Source organism: Streptomyces sp. Mut1 (assembly GCF_030719295.1).
Lineage (GTDB): Bacteria > Actinomycetota > Actinomycetes > Streptomycetales > Streptomycetaceae > Streptomyces > Streptomyces castrisilvae.
The window spans coordinates 2,512,571-2,530,535 of record NZ_CP120997.1; the positions used below are offsets into that span (position 1 = coordinate 2,512,571).

General features: G+C 70.3%; 16 protein-coding genes and 1 pseudogene. 7 read left to right on the plus strand and 10 right to left on the minus strand.

Going from position 1 to position 17,965, the window contains the following annotated elements; genetic code table 11:
* Positions 1 to 15: 15 nt before the first annotated feature.
* Both P8A18_RS10720 and P8A18_RS10725 read left to right on the plus strand, forming a co-directional pair.
* Positions 16 to 330, plus strand: coding sequence for a hypothetical protein (locus P8A18_RS10720; protein ID WP_306053693.1), 315 nt, complete (start codon positions 16 to 18; stop codon positions 328 to 330).
* A gap of 268 nt (positions 331 to 598) precedes the next feature.
* Entirely contained in the window at positions 599 to 1,060 is a 462-nt protein-coding gene (locus P8A18_RS10725; protein ID WP_306053695.1) for a hypothetical protein, read from the plus strand.
* 526 nt (positions 1,061 to 1,586) lie between these two features.
* On the opposite strand, the gene P8A18_RS10735 is transcribed toward P8A18_RS10725, so the two are convergent.
* The 7 genes from P8A18_RS10735 to P8A18_RS10765 form a co-directional block, all read right to left on the minus strand.
* A complete protein-coding gene (locus P8A18_RS10735; RefSeq protein WP_306053696.1) occupies positions 1,587 to 2,960 on the minus strand; it encodes a tryptophanase in 1,374 nt (457 codons plus the stop codon).
* On the minus strand, positions 2,933 to 4,189 hold the full coding sequence (locus P8A18_RS10740; RefSeq protein WP_306053697.1) for a tryptophan dimethylallyltransferase family protein: 1,257 nt from the start codon (positions 4,187 to 4,189) through the stop codon (positions 2,933 to 2,935). The genes P8A18_RS10735 and P8A18_RS10740 overlap by 28 nt, the downstream gene beginning before the upstream one ends.
* Positions 4,190 to 4,541: 352 nt before the next feature.
* Positions 4,542 to 5,891 (minus strand): cytochrome P450, encoded by a 1,350-nt coding sequence (locus P8A18_RS10745; protein ID WP_306053699.1) that lies wholly within the window; start codon positions 5,889 to 5,891, stop codon positions 4,542 to 4,544.
* On the minus strand, positions 5,888 to 6,493 hold the full coding sequence (locus P8A18_RS10750) for a GTP-binding protein (protein WP_306053700.1): 606 nt from the start codon (positions 6,491 to 6,493) through the stop codon (positions 5,888 to 5,890). The genes P8A18_RS10745 and P8A18_RS10750 overlap by 4 nt, the downstream gene beginning before the upstream one ends.
* The gene (locus P8A18_RS10755) at positions 6,468 to 6,857 is read right to left on the minus strand and encodes a DUF742 domain-containing protein (protein ID WP_306053701.1); all 390 of its coding nucleotides are present in this window, start codon (positions 6,855 to 6,857) and stop codon (positions 6,468 to 6,470) included. The genes P8A18_RS10750 and P8A18_RS10755 overlap by 26 nt, the downstream gene beginning before the upstream one ends.
* Positions 6,854 to 7,252 (minus strand): roadblock/LC7 domain-containing protein, encoded by a 399-nt coding sequence (locus P8A18_RS10760; protein WP_306053702.1) that lies wholly within the window; start codon positions 7,250 to 7,252, stop codon positions 6,854 to 6,856. The genes P8A18_RS10755 and P8A18_RS10760 overlap by 4 nt, the downstream gene beginning before the upstream one ends.
* The gene (locus P8A18_RS10765; protein WP_306053704.1) at positions 7,249 to 8,445 is read right to left on the minus strand and encodes an ATP-binding protein; all 1,197 of its coding nucleotides are present in this window, start codon (positions 8,443 to 8,445) and stop codon (positions 7,249 to 7,251) included. The genes P8A18_RS10760 and P8A18_RS10765 overlap by 4 nt, the downstream gene beginning before the upstream one ends.
* A gap of 715 nt (positions 8,446 to 9,160) precedes the next feature.
* On the opposite strand from P8A18_RS10765, the gene P8A18_RS10770 reads away from it, so the two are divergent.
* From P8A18_RS10770 to P8A18_RS10780, 3 genes and pseudogenes are all read left to right on the plus strand, one after another.
* Positions 9,161 to 10,318 (plus strand): acyl-CoA dehydrogenase family protein, encoded by a 1,158-nt coding sequence (locus tag P8A18_RS10770; protein WP_306053705.1) that lies wholly within the window; start codon positions 9,161 to 9,163, stop codon positions 10,316 to 10,318.
* A gap of 31 nt (positions 10,319 to 10,349) precedes the next feature.
* Positions 10,350 to 11,261: an acyl-CoA thioesterase gene (locus P8A18_RS10775; RefSeq protein ID WP_306053706.1), complete on the plus strand. Its 912-nt coding sequence runs from the start codon at positions 10,350 to 10,352 to the stop codon at positions 11,259 to 11,261.
* A 64-nt stretch (positions 11,262 to 11,325) separates the two neighbouring features.
* A pseudogene (locus P8A18_RS10780) lies at positions 11,326 to 12,303 on the plus strand (cation diffusion facilitator family transporter); the annotation flags it as partial.
* Between the two features lie 203 nt (positions 12,304 to 12,506).
* On the opposite strand, the gene P8A18_RS10785 reads toward P8A18_RS10780, so the two are convergent.
* The gene (locus P8A18_RS10785) at positions 12,507 to 13,679 is read right to left on the minus strand and encodes an epoxide hydrolase family protein (RefSeq protein ID WP_306053707.1); all 1,173 of its coding nucleotides are present in this window, start codon (positions 13,677 to 13,679) and stop codon (positions 12,507 to 12,509) included.
* A gap of 63 nt (positions 13,680 to 13,742) precedes the next feature.
* Between P8A18_RS10785 and P8A18_RS10790 the strand changes: the two genes are divergently transcribed.
* Positions 13,743 to 14,723 carry a helix-turn-helix transcriptional regulator gene (locus P8A18_RS10790; RefSeq protein WP_306053708.1) on the plus strand — a complete coding sequence of 327 codons (981 nt, stop codon included), beginning with the start codon at positions 13,743 to 13,745 and terminating at the stop codon, positions 14,721 to 14,723.
* Here the strand turns inward: P8A18_RS10790 and P8A18_RS10795 are convergent.
* Both P8A18_RS10795 and P8A18_RS10800 read right to left on the minus strand, forming a co-directional pair.
* Positions 14,720 to 15,499: a phosphatase gene (locus P8A18_RS10795; RefSeq protein WP_037711345.1), complete on the minus strand. Its 780-nt coding sequence runs from the start codon at positions 15,497 to 15,499 to the stop codon at positions 14,720 to 14,722. The two genes, P8A18_RS10790 and P8A18_RS10795, sit on opposite strands and share 4 nt — an antisense overlap.
* Positions 15,500 to 15,532: 33 nt before the next feature.
* On the minus strand, positions 15,533 to 16,234 hold the full coding sequence (locus P8A18_RS10800) for an SACE_7040 family transcriptional regulator (protein WP_306053710.1): 702 nt from the start codon (positions 16,232 to 16,234) through the stop codon (positions 15,533 to 15,535).
* Between the two features lie 121 nt (positions 16,235 to 16,355).
* Here P8A18_RS10800 and P8A18_RS10805 point away from each other — a divergent pair, with 121 nt between their 5' ends.
* Complete coding sequence (locus P8A18_RS10805; protein WP_306053711.1) at positions 16,356 to 17,963, plus strand: carboxyl transferase domain-containing protein; 1,608 nt, start codon at positions 16,356 to 16,358, stop codon at positions 17,961 to 17,963.
* Positions 17,964 to 17,965: the final 2 nt, after the last annotated feature.

A 17,965-nucleotide genomic window follows, 5' to 3' on the forward strand; every position in this document is an offset into this window, starting at 1 on the left:
GGCAAGGGGGGGCGCATGGCACGGGATTACGACAGTCAACTGCTGGAGTCGGTGGGAGTACGCCGTCGGCGAATGCGGGACGCCTTGCTGTTCGGCGCCGGACGCGCACGGCGAACCGCCGATGAGCGGTTGGGCAAGGTGTTCGCGGGAATCGCGGTCACCGCCGTGCTGTGCGCGGGATGCGGGGTGACCCTTTCTCTATTTGACAGCATGCAGCAACTGGAACACTCCGGCGCCGATTTCCGGACCTTCATGGTCGACACCAAGGGCTCGGTAAACTTGATCCGGACACCAAGCAAAACCTCACCGATCAAGTCAAGACATCATTGAAAGGGCCCCAGCCCACGACCTCAGGCACTGGGCCGGAGAGGACCCTCTGGCGGTCATCGACTTCACCGATGGCTCGATTCACAGCAGCTTCAGGAGCCGACGATGAGGACTCCTCCTTCGAACTCGCCAACAGGGTGATCCATGGCAGCAGCAGGGAGCTGATTCCAACCTGACGGCGATGTCCGCCAGGTTGGGCGTCTCTGCAACGCGATGAAGCTCCTGGCAGGAGGTGTCACGACCAAGATCCACCAGAGAAGAAGGGCGCAACATGACGAAGGAAGGAATCCCGGACCCCAGGCTTGAGCGCTGGGCCGAGGAGGGACGCCTCACCATCATCGATGTTGCCGACATGCTCGGCGTCCCGCCGTCCAGTTACGCAAGTGACCCGCTAAACCTGGTTCCCGCCCTGCAGAATTACGCATCAAGGTTGCCATTTCACGAATTTGAAGAGTCGGACTGGGTAACCTTCCAGACAGACCTCATGGCTTACGTTGCAGACTTTTTGATCCAATGCCATGGGGCTTGGTGGACCATCGTGGACGACTCCAGGACGACCAGAGGCTACCGCTACGTGATCGAGGCAACCGGCCTGGACGGAGATACCCACGGAGTCGATCCGGTCGACATTGTCCGAGAAGAGCTCATGAATGATTCAATCGAAGTGGTCAGGATGCTCGCCAGTGCGGAACTCACGTTGCGCTTGACGCAGCATGCAAACGAAAGTAAATAAATCATTCCGAAGGTCACTGAACGCCGAGCATGAATCCGGCCAACCAGGATCTCCGAGCCCACGTGGCCCTGATCATCGATCCGGATGCATCAGCACTGCAGAAATGGAAGCCGTGACCACGGCGCCGCAGGTGCATTCTTCCCTGTTCGCGGCCGCTGGCCAGACCGAGGGAACAACTCTGTGTCGCCTTGGGACGCCTGCCCCGAATCGGTACGCGGACGGGGCTTTTGGCGTCTTGGTACGCCCTGTCCGCCCTGCCCGCCCAGCATCCGAGTCCTGCATCGGCGAGGGCTTCGACGGTCCCGTGCCGTCAGGGGATGACGAACGCCTTCTCTCGCATCGTCCGCATCGCGGGTGGGCCGGTGCAGGAACCCGCAGGGTCCGGCCGGACAGGCCGGTCGCCGACGGGTGGACAAGCACGCGAAGCCCCTGGCGGACACGGGTGATCTCGGTCGAGGACCCGGCTGCCAGGAGCTTCGTCGTTGCGTGGACCCGTCTCGCGTCGTAGCGAACCAGGAGCGGCTGATCAGTCGCCGGACTTCACGGGCTCCAGTTTGATGCTGAAGTGCCGGAGGATCGGGGACTGGCCCGTAACCCGGTAGCCACGGACCGATTCAGGGTTCTTCGCGATATCCGCCAGGGTGGCGGCAACGTGGTCGTAGTGGCTGCGGGTGTAGACCCGTCGGGGGAGAGCCAGCCGTACGAGTTCGTAGGGTGCCGTCTTGACGGGGTTGCCGTGCTCGTCCTCCTCACCGAGGTACAGCGACCCCAGCTCAGCCGAGCGGATGCCGCCGCGCAGGTAGAGCTCGCAGACGAGTGCGGTGCCGGGGTACTGGTGCGGGGGGATGTGGGGCAGGAGGCGTCCGGCGTTGACGTAGAGGGCGTGCAGACCGGCGGGTTCCACGATGTCGACGCCCGCCTCGCGGATGCGTGCGGCGAGATGGGCGGCTATGTCGGCACGCTCGGCGAGGTAGGCCGGCTCGGTCACTTCGATGAGGCCGCGGGCCATCATGTCGAGGTCGCGTCCGGACAGACCGCCGTAGGTGGTGAATCCTTCGGTGGCGATGAGCAGACCGCCGCACCGCTCGGCGAGTTCGGCGTCCTTCAGGCCGATGAAGCCGCCGATGTGGACGATCCCGTCCTTCTTCGCGCTCATGACGCAGCCGTCGGCGAGGCGGAAGGCTTCCTCGGCGACCTGGCGCGGGGTGCGGTCGGCGTAGCCGGGTTCGCGCTGGGTCACCAGCCAGGCGTTCTCCGCGAAGCGGGCCGCGTCGAGGATCATCGGCACGTTGTGACGGCGGCACAGTTCGGCGGTGCGGTGCAGGTTGTCCATGCTGACCGGCTGGCCGCCGCCACCGTTGTTGGTGATGGTCATCAGCACGGCCCCAACGGGCCTCTGGTCCGCGTTCTCCAGGGCCTGTTCGAGGGCGATCAGGTCGATGTTGCCCTTGAACGGAAAGTCGCTGTCGAGGTCCTTGGCCTCGGCGCAGGGCAGGTCGTACGCCGTGCAGCCGGTCAGTTCGACGTTGGCGCGGGTGGTGTCGAAGTGCGTGTTGGACAGCACACTCGTGCCGGGCCGCAGCAGCGAGGAGAAGAGGATGCGCTCGGCCGCGCGCCCCTGGTGGGCCGGCAGGATGTGGGGGTAGCCGGTGAGTTCGGAGACGACCTCGTGCCACCGGTAGAAGGAGCGGCTGCCGGCGTAGGACTCGTCGCCCTGCATTCCCGCGGCGAGCTGGTCCGCGGAGATGGCACCGGTCCCGGAGTCGCTCAACAGGTCGATGGTGACTTCGTCGGCCCGCAGCTCGAAGGGGTTGTAGGCGACCCGCTTCAGCGCGGCCTCGCGCTCCTCCCGGGTGGTGAAGGCAAGAGGTTCTACGACCTTGATGCGGTAGGGCTCCACGTGACTTCCTTCTGTGCGATGTGCGGGCTGACGTGGCCGACGGCCCGGTGCCCGAGGTCCAGGGTGCTCTGGGTGCGTTGCGCGGGCATCCAGGTGCCCCGCGGGTACTGCTCCTGCGGTGACCGGACGCGGTAGGCCTCGGAACTCAGGTAGGCGGTGAGCCGGGGCGGCCGGTTGCGCTCGTACACCAGGGCCAGGTAGGCGATCAGCCCCACGCCGTCGGCGAGGGTCCGCTGTGTGAGCGCTCCCAGACTTCGGCTCAGGGCGGTGGGGTCCATGCCGGCCCGGGTCAGCAGGGCTGTGGCGCGGGCAAGGGCCTCCTCGTCGTCGCGCACGTAGTCGCGAACGGGAATGTGGAGCGTGAAGCCGCTCGGGGTGCTGTCGCCTCCGGTGAAGGAGTGACAGGTGAGCGCCGGCCGCCGCACCAGTCGCAGGGGGTCGTTCCCGCCGCGCTCGGACGGCGCGAGGGAGCCCGCGGCCGCGTGGAAGAAATAGCGGATGTCGGCCGCTGTGGCTCCGGAGGTACGGCTGAGCGCGCAGGCGTCATCGGCCGACATGCGCGGGTGTCGCACGTAGACCTTGACGCGGGGGGACGTCCAGGCGCCCAGGTCCAGAGCGAGAAACGGATAGCCGGCCGCCGGGGGCAGTTGCTCGAAGGCCTGGCCGTAGCCGAGCCGCCGCAGTGCCTCGCGCACGGTGCGGGCCGCGTTTTCCGGGCCGGAGGCGGAGGGGTTCAGGTAGACCTTGACCCCTGGGACCCCTCCGGCGCGCAGATCGAGCGCGTACCACAGGGCCAGGGGGCCCTGGGCCGCGTCGGGGAAGAACAGGTCGGCCAGGGCGTCGAGCCGGTCGGTGGCGAAACCCCAGCGGGCGCCCATCTCACGGATGACCGCGAGCCCGGCGCGGCCGCTGTCGGCCATGTCGCCGTGGGCCCACCCGGGCTCCACGAGCACGCGCAGGGCCGGGGCGGCGTCCGGGGAGCCGGCGAGGGAGAACTCGACGGGGGTGTGGTCGTCGGAGAGGAAGCTGGGCGAGGCCGGCGGCAGGAACAGCGGCCGGTGGGCGGCGTCTGCGAGGGAGCCGATCAGGACCTGCCCGTACAGGTCGGTGTCCGCCTCGCTCAGGCCCGCCGCGGCGCCCAGGCGCCGCAGTTGTCCGAGTACGTGGTCGCCGAGCGTCGTCTCACCGGGGCTGGTTGCCGGTATGCCGGGGCCCGGTCGGGAGGTCATCGTGTTCCTCGCACGTCGTGGCGCGCAACGCGTCCGGACGGTGCGGGAGTACGGGGACGTGCTCCGCCGGCCGGGGACGGGACGAGGGCCGGTCCGCTGCCGGGGGCAGCGGGTATTCGGTCCCGCGGCTGGTCGGGGCCGGCGTCCCCGCGCGGGTCCCGCCTGCTGCGGGTGGCGCGCTGCGAGCCCGGCCGGGCGCTCGCGGATGGGGGCGCGGAGATGCTTGCGAGGTCCACTGCCTCTCCTTCATCTTTTGTCACTCCAGACACTCCGCGCCGTCCTACCCAGGAAGTTGATCATTCATGCAGGCGACGTCAACTGCCTGTGTCACATGCGTCACAGGGGGTGTGGGCTACTGGCCCGTCAGCCACTTCATGAAGCTGCTCCAGCGCCCCGTGTTGTTGCCGGCGGGCTGCGCCGCCGCGGGCGTGGGCGTGGCCGCGACGGAGGGTGCCTGGTAGCGGGGCGTGGCCGTCGGCTCCGGTGCCGCCGCGGCGCGCGGGGTGACCGCGCTGAACCGGACGGGCAGGGAGGCCAGGGCCCGGTTGAAGGGGCCGGGCCGCCAGGCGAGGCTGTCCGCGGGGACGGCGAGTTCAACGTCGGGGAGGGCGTCGAACAGCGTCTCCAGGCCCGTCAGGGCGATCAGCCTGGCCGGCTCCTTCGACGGGCAGGCGTGCGGGCCCGCGCTCCAGGCGAGGTGACCACGGGTGTCGGCACCGCGGTCCGCGAGCGCCGTGTTGGCGGCGCCGAAGGACACCAGCACCAGGTCACCGGCGCGCACCTTGTCGCCGGCCACGTCCGTGTCGACCACCGGGTAGTGGGGCGCGTAGTTGGACATCGGCGCGTTGCGCCACAGCGTGTCGTCCACGGCCTTGTCGAACTGCCCCAGGCGCGCGAACTCCTCGTTGGTCAGCATCGTGTAGAAGGCATTGCCGATCAGGTTGCCCTCCGGCTCGCCGCCCGCACCGAGGAGCAACACCAGCGTGTGCGCCAGTTCCTCGTCGCTCAGCTGCGCCGGATGCTGCATCAGGTAGGACGTGATGTCCTCCCCGGGCTGGGCGCGCTTGAGCGCCACCAGTTCGCCGACCGCTCCGAGCAGGACCTGGCTGGCCGCTTCGGCGTTGACTCCGTCGAACATGCCGGAGATGCCGAACAGCACCCGGTCACCGATCCCCGCCGGACAGCCGAACAGCTCGTTGAACACGTACAGCGGGAGCTGCTGGGCGTAGTCGCGGAGCAGGTCGGCGCTGCCGCGGGCACTGAACTGGTTGATCAGGAACTGGGCTGCCTGGCGGACCATCCGGCTCAGCCGCTTGTCGCTGACGCGGGCGAAGGAGTCGGTGATGGCCTGCCGCAGCCGCACATGCTCGGCGCCGTCGGTGAACATCGCGTTCGGCCGGTAGGCCAGCAGCGGCAGGACAGGGCTGTCGGGGCGTATACAGCCCTCGGCCAGCGCACGCCAGCGGCGTGAGTCCTTGCGGAAGGTCGTCGAATCCTGGAGCAGCTCCAGAGCCGCGTTGTAATCGGTCACCAGCGTCGCCTCCACGCCGGGGGCGATGGTGACCGGAGCGGTGGGGCCGAGCTCGCGCATGTAGCGGTAGTACGCGTGCGGATTGGCGGCGAACTCCGCGCTGTCCAGGGGTATTCGCTGCCCGCTGCCGTGTGCGGGGCAGCCGGGCGGAGGTACGGAGGGGGTTGTCATGGGTGCTCCAGGTCGGCGCGCTCGTGCAGATAGCGGACCAAGGTGATCAGGGCGTCGACGGACGACTTCTCGTCGCGCGCGTCGATGGTGACGACCGGGGTGTCGGGCAGCAGGTCGAGTGCCACCCGGACTTCCTCCGGGGTGTGGGCCGTACTGCCGTCGAAGTGATTGATGGCCACGGCGAAATCGAGGCCGTAGCTCTCGACCAGATCCATGACGTCGAAGGAGTCGGCCAGGCGCTCGGGGTCCACCAGGACCAGGGCGCCCAGCGCTCCGCGGGCCGTGTCGTCCCACAGGCTCACGAAGCGCTGCTGTCCGGGGGAGCCGAACAGATACAGAACGATGCGCTCGCTCAGCGTCAGCCGGCCGAAGTCCAGGGCCACGGTGGTGGTGGCCTTCCCCTGAACCCCTTTGAGGTCGTCGACCTGCTCCGAGAGCGTCGTCATCCGCTCCTCGGTGGACAACGGCGTGATCTCGGAAAGTGAGCCGATCAGGGTGGTCTTGCCGACGGCGAAATGCCCGACGACCAGGATTTTCACTGCAGTCTGCTGTGCGCCGCTGGGCACATAGGCATCCTCAGACAGGGAGAGCCTTGAGGCCATCGAGCACCTCCTTAAGCAAGGCCTTGTTGGTGGTACGGGCCGAGGGCACCGGCGCCCGGGTCACGAGATAGCCCCCCTCGGCGAGGGAACTGAGCAGCACCTTGACCACCCCGAGCGGCAGCTGGGAGTGCGCGGCGATCTCAGCGACCGAGAGGTAGCCGTTGGAGCACATCTCCAGGATCTGCTGCTCCTCGGGCGAGAGCCGCTGGGGGCGCTGCTGCTCGTCGGTGGCCGTCGTGACGAGAGTGATGAGGGCGAACTCGCCCTCACCGGGCAGGTCACGGCCCCGGGTGATGACGTAGGGCCGGACCAGTTCTCCGGCCTCGGACACGAACTCGAGCTCGGGACGGCCGGGTTCCGTCATGAGGTGACCGTGTCGCCGCGAAGGCCGGTCGACATCGCCTTGCCCAGCCGGCTGACCAACTGCTGCATCCGGTACGTGATGTCCTGCATGTCGACCTCGGCCGAGGCGGCCACGGCAAGGTAGCTGCCGCCACCGGCGGCGTTCAGGAACACCCAGCCCCCGTCGAACTCGATGAGCGTCTGGCGCCAGTTCGCCGCGTGCTCACCGCAGAAGAAGCTGACGGCACGGCTGAGCGACTGCAGGCCGGAGACAGCGGCGGCCACCTTGTCGGCATCGCCTCTGTCAATCTCCGCGGTACGGGACATCTGGAGGCCGTCGGCAGAAATCAGGACCGCGTGGAGAGCATGCGGAATCTGCAGCGCGTCCTCAAGCATCCAGGACAGGTCGTCGCTCACGGGGCATCGAATCCTTCGTGTGAATCGGCAGCGGTATCACCTTCGGCGGCCGGTCCCCCCGCACCTCGGCCGCTGAGAGTGCCACGCTGAAACGCGCCCATGGCCGCCACCCGTGCCTCTGGTGACCGGGCCGGCGGCGCTTCATCGGACCTGCGGCCGCCGTCCGGCACGAGCGCCATGCCGCGCTTGTTCCGTCGCCGGGGCAGCCCGCCCTCTGTCGCCGCGAGAGCCGCACCACGGCTCGCGGCAGCGTTGACTTCTTGTGTGGACGTGGGCGTTTTGGGCTCGGGCATCTCGGTCAGCAACTCCTTCGGCACCATCACCACCGCGCGGACGCCGCCGTAGGGAGAGGTGCTGTCGATGGCGACCGTGAAGCCGAACCGCGCGCACAGGGCACCGATCACCGCGAAACCGAACGCGGGAGGGTTGCCGAGCTCCGAGACGCTCACCGCGGACCCGCTGGTCAGCAGGGCGGTGGCGTTCGTCCGTTCTTCCTCGCTCATGCCGACACCGGCGTCGTCGATCACGATGCAGATGCCCCGGGGCACCGTCCGCACCTCGACCTCGACCATGGTGGACGGCTCGGAGTAGCTGGTCGCGTTGTCGAGCAGCTCGGCCACCGTCAGCGCGATCGGTTCGACGACGCGGCTGGTCACCGCGAAATCGACCCGTGAGGCGATTTCGATGCGCTGGTAGTGCCGGATACGGCCCTGCGCTCCGCGGATCACGTCATAGACCGCCGCGGCTTCCCGCTGCCGGCCGAGCCACCCGCCGCACAGCACGGCAATGGACTGCGCACGCCTGTTGAACTGCGAGTTCATGTGGTCGATGTCCAGCATGTCCCGCAACACGGTCGAGTCGCCGTACTTCTTCTGCAGCCCGGAGATGGCCCGCTGCTGCTCCGCGGCGAGACCTTGAAGGGTCCGCATGGCCGACTTCAGTACGGTGTTTGTGGCCTCTTCCGCCTCTTCCTTGGCCTGGCGGACCACCTCGTCGTAGCCGCTGCGCAGCTCGGTGACGGTGGAGTCGAGGTCGGCGACCCTGCCCTGCGATGCGTTCAGCTCACCTTGAAAGCCCTGCTTCTGACGACGTAGCGCCTTGATCGTTATTCGCTGGCGAGTGATTGCCGTGGCGGCGACAGCGACGCCGACGGCAAGCGCCCAGACTGTCGGATCCTGCCAAAAATTCGTCATGTGACTCTCTATTGAGCGGCTGGAGTCCAGCTCTCGAAATCTGTCCAAGCGGACCCTCGGCTGTGGGCAGACGCCACCGCCCGGAGAGCCCCCTGGCTGTAGCCACGCCAAGGCGAACACTCACTTGGCATGTGCCCGCGAGCGTATCACCGGACGATCATGAGCCTCTGTCAAGTCCGACACGTCGATGACCGGTTGGCGAAAAACACATGTTCATGTCAGTGAGGAGGGTGGGTCCGCGAGGTGAGGGCCCACCCCGGCGGACCGCGCCCCCTCTGCGGCGCGTCTCCTTACGGCGGACCGCGCCCCCTCTGCGGCGCGTCTCCTTACGGCGGGCCGCGCGGCGATACGGAGCAGGGCGACTTCCGGCCGACCAGCAAGCCTTTCCGGAGCACAAGATGGCCGAATCGAGAACGGGCCGCGGACAGTGGAGCGAGCTGCGGCACCAAACGCATCGCAGCGATCACCCGGGCCGTTTCCGCCCTTCACCACGCCTCGGCGTGCGGCCGGAAAGGACATACCGCACGCTCGGGCACCCCTGGGCCTCCGGCCCGGAGATCACCCCCGAGGGCGCACGCGTTCCCGTCCCGCGTGCTCAGCATCACCCTGGACAGCTCCGTGACCGCCGGGTAACTTTTAACCATGGCTGAGCAAGCGCTTAGCCATGCCGGAAATGAACCGCAGCAGCCGAGATCGCCGATCAGGGAGGCACCCCGTGCGCCGTACGGTATTCAACGAGGACCACGAGGCGTTCCGGGAGACCATCCGCGCCTTCATCGCGGCCGAGGTCGTGCCCGTGTACGACGAGTGGTTCGCCGCGGGGCAGGCGCCCCGCGAGTTCTATCCGAAGCTCGCGGAGCTGGGCGTCTTCGGGATCACGGTGGACGAGGCGTACGACGGGGCGGGCATCGAGTCGCACAAGTACGAGGCGGTCATCTACGAGGAGACCGCGCGGGCGGGCGTGTCGTTCGGTGGTTCCGGGGTGCACACGCTGCTCGGGCTGCCGTACATCAAGATGCTGGCCACCGACGAGCAGAAGAAGCGCTGGCTGCCGAAGTTCGTCACCGGTGAGGAGATGTGGGCCCTCGCGATGACCGAGCCGGGCACCGGGTCGGACGTCGCGGGCATGAAGACCACCGCCAAGCTCTCCGAGGACGGCACGCACTACGTGCTCAACGGTGCCAAGACCTTCATCACCGGTGGGGTGCACGCCGACCGGGTGATCGTCTGCGCCCGGACCTCCGCCCCGCGCGAGGACGACCGCCGCTTCGGCATCTCGCTGTTCGCCGTGGACACCAAGTCCGAGGGCTACTCCGTGGGCCGCAAGCTCGACAAGCTGGGACTGCGGGTGTCCGACACCGCGGAGCTGGCGTTCGTCGACGTCAAGGTGCCCGTCGAGGACCTGCTCGGCGAGGAGAACAAGGGCTTCGGCTACCTCGGCACCAACCTGGCGTCCGAGCGCTGGGGCATCGCCTTCGGCGCGTACGCGCAGGCCGCGGCGGCCGTGCGGTTCGCCAAGGAGTACGTGCAGGACCGCACCGTCTTCGGCAAGACCGTCGCCTCGTTCCAGAACACCAAGTTCGAGCTGGCCGCCTGCCAGGCCGAGGTCGACGCGGCCCAGGCCGTCGCCGACCGCGCGCTGGAGGCGCTGGACGCCGGTGAGCTGACCGCCGCCGAGGCCGCCTCCGCGAAGCTGTTCTGCACCGAGGTCGCGCACCGCGTGATCGACCGCTGCCTCCAGCTGCACGGCGGCTACGGCTTCATGAACGAGTACCCGATCGCCCGCCTGTACGCGGACAACCGGGTCAACCGCATCTACGGCGGCACCAGCGAGGTCATGAAGTCGATCATCGCCAAGTCCATGGGCCTGTAGGGCGAAGCCGCAGAACGACTACGTTCCTTCCATGAGCACCGCACTCGGTTCCCTGCTCGATCTGCTCGACCTGGAGCAGATCGAGCGGGACATCTTCCGGGGCAGCAGCCGGTCCGCGCTCGTGCCCCGGGTCTTCGGCGGACAGGTTGCGGCCCAGGCGCTCGTCGCCGCGGGCCGCACCGTGCCGGCCGACCGTTCCCCAAGCTCTCGAATGAACTCGGGCGGGGGAGACCCCATCGCGCACTCGCTGCACGCGTACTTCCTGCGCATGGGCGACCCGGGCGCGCCGATCGTCTACAGCGTCGACCGCATCCGCGACGGCCGGTCCTTCACCACCCGGCGCGTCGTCGCCGTCCAGCACGGGCAGCCGATCTTCCACCTCTCCGCGTCGTTCCAAACGTACGAGGACGGCCTGGAGCACCAGGCGGAGATGCCGGCCGCGCCCGACCCCGAGACGCTGCCCACCGCCGCCGAGATGCTGCCCCGCTACGCCGACCGGTTCAACGGCCCCGACGTCGTGGACCGGCTGATCGAGGCGCGGGCCGCCGTCGATCTGCGGTACGTGGACGCGCCGCCGTTCGGCACGGTCGGCGAGCCGCGCGAGCCGCGCTCCCAGGTGTGGTTCCGTACCAACGGCAAGCTGGCGGACGATCCGCTGCTGCACGTCTGCATGGCCACGTACGTCTCCGACATGACGCTGCTCGACTCCGTCCTGCTCGCCCACGGGCGCGGCGGCTGGGCGGTCGGCGACGTGGTGGGGGCGAGCCTGGACCACGCGATGTGGTTCCACCGGCCGTTCCGGGCCGACGAGTGGCTGCTGTACGACCAGGAGTCGCCGTCCGCGTCCGGCGGGCGCGGGCTCGGCCAGGCCCGCATCTACACCCAGGACGGGCGCCTGGCGATCACCGTCATCCAGGAGGGTGTCGTCCGCGTCCCCCGCTGACCGGCCCGCCGGCCCCGGCCGCGCGTCGGACACCGGCGGCCCGGCCGCGGACATACTCCCCAGCATGACTGACGCGAAAAGCAGTGGCGGGGGGTCCACCTTCACCGTCGTCGTCGCGGCACTCGCCAATCTCGGCATCGCCGTGGCGAAGGCGGTCGCCGGGCTGATCAGCGGATCGAGCGCGATGCTCTCCGAGGCGGCGCACTCCGTCGCCGACACCGTCACCGAGGTGCTGCTGCTCACCGCGCTCAAGCGCAGCGGGAAGCCGGCCGACGAGGACCACCCGCTGGGGTACGGCCCCGAGCGGTACATCTGGGCGCTGCTCGCCTCCGTCGCCACCTTCGTCGGCGGCGCGGTCTTCTCGGTCTACGACGGCGTGCACACCCTGCTCGCGGGCGAGGAGCTGGGCAATCCGCTGATCTCGTACCTCGTGCTCGCCGTCGCCTTCCTGCTGGAGGGCTTCTCGCTGCGGACCGGGCTGAAGCAGGTGCGCGGCGAGGCCGTCCGGCTGGGCGCGCCCGCCAGGCACTACTTCCGGCGCACCCCCGACACCGCCGTCAAGGCCGTGGTGATGGAGGACTCGGCGGCCCTGGTGGGGCTGCTGCTGGCGGCGGGCGGGCTGCTCGGCGGCCGGCTGACCGGCTCCGGGGTCTGGGACGGCGTCGCCTCGCTGCTGATCGGGGCGCTGCTGGTGTACGTGGCCTGGGTGCTCGGCCGGTCCAACGCCCAGCTGCTGATCGGCCGGCCGGTGTCGGCACCGATGCGGGCGGGCATCCGGGAGGAGCTGCTCTCGGTGGACCACGTCATCGCCGTACTGGAGCTGACCACGCTCATCCAGGGGCCGGACGAGGTCCTGGTCGCCGCGAAGGTCGACTTTCTGGACACGGTCAGCGCCGAGCAGGTCGAGCGGGCCTGCGAGGTGGCCGAGCGGCGGCTGCGGGAGCGCTACGCGTCGATCAAGCGGGTGTATCTGGACCCGACTTCGGGGCGGGAACAACGGCGCCGGGCCCGCACCGCCGGAGACGATCCGGCGGGCGGGCCCGGCGAGGGGCGTGGCGGGCCCGGCGAAGAAGGCCGCGGGCCCGGCGAGGGGCGTGGCGAGCCCGGCGAAGAAGGCCGCGGGCCCGGCGAGGGGCGTGGCGGGCCCGGCGAAGAAGGCCGCGGGCCCGGCGAGGGGCGTGGCGGGCCCGGTGGCGGGGGCCGGCCGCTCACCCCCTGATCCCCTGATCCCGCCGCCACCTCCGCTCAGCCCAGCGTCGTGAAGAACTCCGTGACGTCCTTCGTCAGCAGTTCCGGCTGCTCCAGCGAGAGGAAGTTGCCGCCCCGGTCGACCTCGGTCCAGCGCACCACGTGGTGGTCGCGCTCGGCGAACCGGCGGATCGCCACGTCTGCCTGGAGCGCCACGGCGACGGCGGTCGGGACGGTGCCCCGCTCCTTCGGCGCCCAGGCGGCCGGGTCGTGGGCCATCTCGTAGTAGAGGTGGGCGGAGGAGCCCGCGGTGCCGGTGAACCAGTAGAGGCTGACGTTGGTCAGCAGGGTGTCGCGGTCGACGGCGTCCTCGGGCAGCTCGGCGGCCGGGTCGGTCCACTCCTTGAACTTCTCGATGATCCAGGCCAGCTGGCCCACCGGCGAGTCGTGCAGGCCGAACGCCAGGGTCTCGGGCCGGGTCGACTGGATGACGTTGAAGCCCATCTTGTCGTCGCGGAAGTTCTGGAGACGCTCCAGCCGGGCCTGCTCGGCCTCGGTGAGCCCAGCGAAGTCGGCCGGGTCGTCGGAGGGGAAGGTGACGAGGCCGTTGACGTGGACGCCGTTGACGGAGTCGGGGGCCTGCCGGCCCATCTCGGCGGCGATCCAGGCCCCGCCGCCGTTGCCCTGGACCCCGTAGCTTCCGTAACCGAGGCGGGCCATCAGCGTGTTGAAGGCGGCGGCGATCCGGCCGGTGTTCCAGCCGGTCGACGTCAGCGGTCCGGAGAAGCCGACGCCGGGGGTCGAGGTGACGACCACGTCGAAGTCGCGGGAGAGCGGTTCGATGACGTCGGCGAACTGGACGAACGAGCCGGGCCAGTCGTGGACCAGCAGCAGGGCGGGGGCGCCGGCCTTCGCCGAGCGGACGTGGACGAAGTGGATGTCCTGGCCGTCGATCTCGGTGAGGAACTGCGGGAAGGCGTTCAGCCGGTCCTCCGCGGCCCGCCAGTCGAAGCCGTCGGCCCAGTACGCGGCGAGGCCCTTGAGGTACTCGGCGGGCACGCCCCGGGTCCAGCCGTCGACACCCGGCAGTCCGGTGTTCCAGCGGGTACGGGCGAGGCGGTCACGCAGGTCGTCGACGTCGGCCTGCGGGATCTCGACGCGGAAGGGGCGGATCTCCTCGGTGGAGTCGTCCTGGGCGGTGCGGGCTGCGGTGGCGCTGCTGTTCTCCATGGAAAGAACTCTAGAATCGATGTAGGAAAGGTTCGTTCCTGATGAACGGAGAGAGTGCGGACCATGCTGGAAACTTCCGCGCGCCTGCTCAAGCTGCTGTCCCTGCTCCAGTCACCGCGTGAGTGGCCGGGCTCCGAACTCGCCGAACGGCTGGGGGTGAGCGGCCGGACCGTGCGCAACGACGTCGAGCGGCTGCGCACCCTCGGCTACCCGGTGGACGCCACCCGGGGCTCGGCCGGCGGCTACCGGCTGGCGGCCGGGGCCGCGATGCCGCCGCTGCTGCTGGAGGACGACGAGGCGGTGGCGGTGACGATCGCGGTGCGCACGGTCGCGCGGGGCGCGATGCCGGGCATGGAGGAGACATCGCTCCAGGCGCTGGCCAAGCTGGAGCAGGTGCTGCCCTCGCGGCTGCGGCGGCGGGTGCGGGCGCTTCAGCAGTACACCGTGCCGGTGCCCGCCGACCGGGCCGATCCGGGGGTCGGCCCGGACCTCCTGATGACGCTGACCGCGGCCTGCCGGGACCGCGAGCGCCTGCGGCTGGACTACCGGGACCACGCGGGGAACGCGTCGCGCCGGCTGGTCGAGCCGCAGCGCGTCGTCAACTGGGGGCGCCGCTGGTACCTCGTCGCGTGGGACGTGGACCGCGCGGACTGGCGGACGTTCCGGGTGGACCGGATCACGCCGCGCACGCCGTCCGGGCCGCGCTTCGCGCCGCGCGAGGACCCGGAGGGGGACGCCGCCGTCTATGTGGCGGGCAAGGTGTCGGCCGCGGCCTGGCGGTACCGGGCGCGGGTGACGGTGCACGCCCCGGCCGGCGCCGTGCTGGAGCGGATCAACCCGGCGGTCGGCGTGGTGGAGCCGGTCGACGCGCACACCTGCGTGCTGGACACCGGGGCGGACACGCTGGACAGCCTCGCCGTCCACCTCGGGATGCTGGGGTACGACTTCACGGTGACGGAGCCCGCCGAGCTGGTCGCCCACCTGCGGGACCTGGCCGCGCGGTACGCCCGCGCCACCCCCGAAGCCCCTGAGGACAGGCTCTAGAGCAGCCCCGCCGCGTCCAGCAGGTAGTCCGTCATCGGGTCGTAGAAGCGCGGGTCCAGGACGTGGTCGTCCAGGGGGACGGCCACCTGGAGGGTGCCCTCGGACTCCGCGAGGAACAGGGCGGGGTCGTTGCAGTCCGCGTACCCGATGGCGTCCAGGCCGCGCTGCGCCGCGCACCCGGCCCAGCCGTGGTCGGCGACGACCAGGTCGGGCAGCGGGCGGCCCTCCCGCTCCAGGCCGTCCAGGATCGCCGCCATGGGGGCCGGGGAGTGGGTGTGCCAGAGGGTGGCGCCGCGCTCCTGGACGGCGACGTCCGCGAACTGGAAGACCATGCCCTCGTCCGCCATCAGCCCGGACGGGATGCGTACGATCTCGCAGCCGGCCGCCCGCAGCGCCGCCGCCGTCTGCCGGTGGACGTCCAGCAGCCCGCCGGGGTGGCCGGTGGCGAACAGGACCCGCTGGGCCCCGTCGGCGGCCTTCCGCAGCCGGGCGGCCGCCCGGTCCAGGGCGGCGACGGTCAGCTCCGGGTCGATGGTGTCCTGCCCGAACCGGTGCTCCGGGTCGTCGCTGACCCCGCACCGCTCGGCCATCACGGCCAGCACGTCCTGCTCGTCGCGCCAGCGGTCGCCCAGTTCGAGACCCAGCCAGAAGTACCGGTCGCCGTTGGCGAGCTTGCGGTAGTGGGAGAGGTTGTTGTCGCGCGGGGTGGCGACGTCTCCCGCGATGCGCGTGCGGACGAGTTGTTCGACGAGGGCGGCACGGCTGGGTATCGGCATGGGCCCATTGTGCCGTGGTCCGGGCGCGGCCGGTCAGGAACCTTCCCGGGCCCCCGCGGCGGCGAAGGCCCCCCGCGCCAGCCGGTGCAGCAGCGCCGCCGTCTCGGTGCGCCCTGGCAGGGCGTCGGGGCGGCCCGGGGCCTGTCCGGAGTCCCCCTTCGGCGTCACGGCGTCCGCCCCCTCCCCCGCGCTGGAGCCCCGGACGGGCCCGAGGTGCGGGGTCGAGTTGAGCAGGCCGAAGACGGCGTGGACGGCGGCGCGGGCCTCGTGCTCGGGGAGGTCCGGGTAGAGGTCGCGGACGACGGTGACCCAGACCTCGACGTACTGCCGCTGGAGCCGGCGCACCCGCTTGCGGTCGGTGTCCCGCAGGCGGTCCAGCTCACGGTCGTGCAGGGTGATCAGGGGGCGGTCGTCGAGGGCGAAGTCGATGTGGCCCTCGATGAGCGCGTCCAGCAGGGCCTCGGGCGACCTGTCGCCCGAGACGGCGTCCTCGGACACCCGGAGTTCCCCGCCGGCCAGCAGTCGTTCGCTGATGCCGACGAGGAGCTCGGCGAGCATCGCGTCCTTGCCGGGGAAGTGCCGGTAGAGGCCGGGGCCGCTGATGCCGACCGCGGCCCCTATCTCGTCGACGCCGACACCGTGGAAGCCGCGCTCGGCGAAGAGCCGGGCGGCCTCCCGGAGGATCTGCTCGCGACGGGTGGGAGCCGCGACGCGGGCGGCGGCATGGGTGCTCATGAGCAGCCATTCTAGACAGGCGCGTTAGCGGTCGTTAACCTGTGGACACGTTAACGGTCACTAACATCGTCGCGTTGACGCTCATCACGACACTGCGGTACGGGCAAGGGGGCTCGACAGGATGCAGCAGGCACCGGTGCTGGCGAGCGCGGCCGATCCCGCCTCGGAGGCCTGGCAGGCCAACGAGGCGGCGCATCACGCGCTCGCCGACGAGCTGCGCAAGCGGCTCGCCACGGCCAGGCTCGGCGGGGGTGAGAAGGCCCGCGCCCGGCATGTGGCGCGCGGCAAGCTGCTGCCCCGGGAGCGGGTGGACACGCTGCTCGACCCCGGTTCGCCCTTCCTGGAGCTGGCCCCGCTGGCGGCCGAGGGGCTGTACGGGGGCGCCGCGCCGGCCGCCGGGGTGATCGCCGGGATCGGCCGGGTCAGCGGCCGGGAGTGCGTGGTCGTCGCCAATGACGCGACCGTCAAGGGCGGCACGTACTACCCGATGACCGTGAAGAAGCATCTGCGGGCCCAGGAGGTGGCGCTGGAGAACCGGCTGCCCTGCCTGTATCTGGTGGACTCCGGCGGCGCCTTCCTGCCGATGCAGGACGAGGTCTTCCCCGACCGGGAGCACTTCGGGCGGATCTTCTACAACCAGGCCCGGATGTCCGGCGCCGGCATCCCGCAGATCGCGGCGGTGCTGGGCTCGTGCACGGCCGGCGGGGCGTACGTCCCGGCGATGAGCGACGAGGCCGTCATCGTCCGGAACCAGGGCACGATCTTCCTGGGCGGCCCGCCGCTGGTGAAGGCGGCGACCGGTGAGGTGGTCACGGCCGAGGAGCTGGGCGGCGGCGAGGTGCACTCCCGTACGTCGGGGGTCACCGACCATCTCGCCGAGGACGACGCGCACGCGCTGCGGATCGTGCGCGACATCGTGGCGACGCTGCCGGACCGGGCCCCGCTGCCCTGGTCGGTGCGGCCGGTGGACGAGCCGAAGGTGGACCCGGCCGGTCTGTACGGGGCGGTGCCCGTCGACTCGCGCACCCCGTACGACGTGCGCGAGGTGATCGCCCGGGTGGTCGACGGCTCCCGGTTCGCCGAGTTCAAGGCGGAGTACGGGACGACGCTGATCACCGGCTTCGCGCACATCCACGGCCACCCGGTCGGCATCGTCGCCAACAACGGCATCCTGTTCTCCGAGTCCGCCCAGAAGGGCGCGCACTTCATCGAGCTGTGCGACCAGCGCGGCATCCCGCTGGTCTTCCTCCAGAACATCTCGGGCTTCATGGTCGGCCGGGACTACGAGGCCGGCGGCATCGCCAAGCACGGCGCGAAGATGGTCACCGCCGTCGCCTGCACCCGCGTGCCGAAGCTGACCGTGGTGGTCGGCGGCTCCTACGGGGCGGGCAACTACTCCATGTGCGGCCGGGCCTACAGCCCCCGCTTCCTGTGGATGTGGCCCAACGCGAAGATCTCCGTCATGGGCGGCGAGCAGGCCGCATCCGTCCTCGCCACCGTCAAGCGCGACCAGCTGGGCGACGACTGGAGCGCCGAGGACGAGGAGGCCTTCAAGGCCCCGATCCGCGAGCAGTACGAGACCCAGGGCAACGCGTACTACGCCACGGCCCGGCTCTGGGACGACGGCGTGATCGACCCGCTGGAGACCCGGCAGGTGCTGGGGCTCGCCCTGACCGCGTGCGCCAACGCGCCCTTGGGCGACGCCGGCTTCGGCGTCTTCCGGATGTGAGG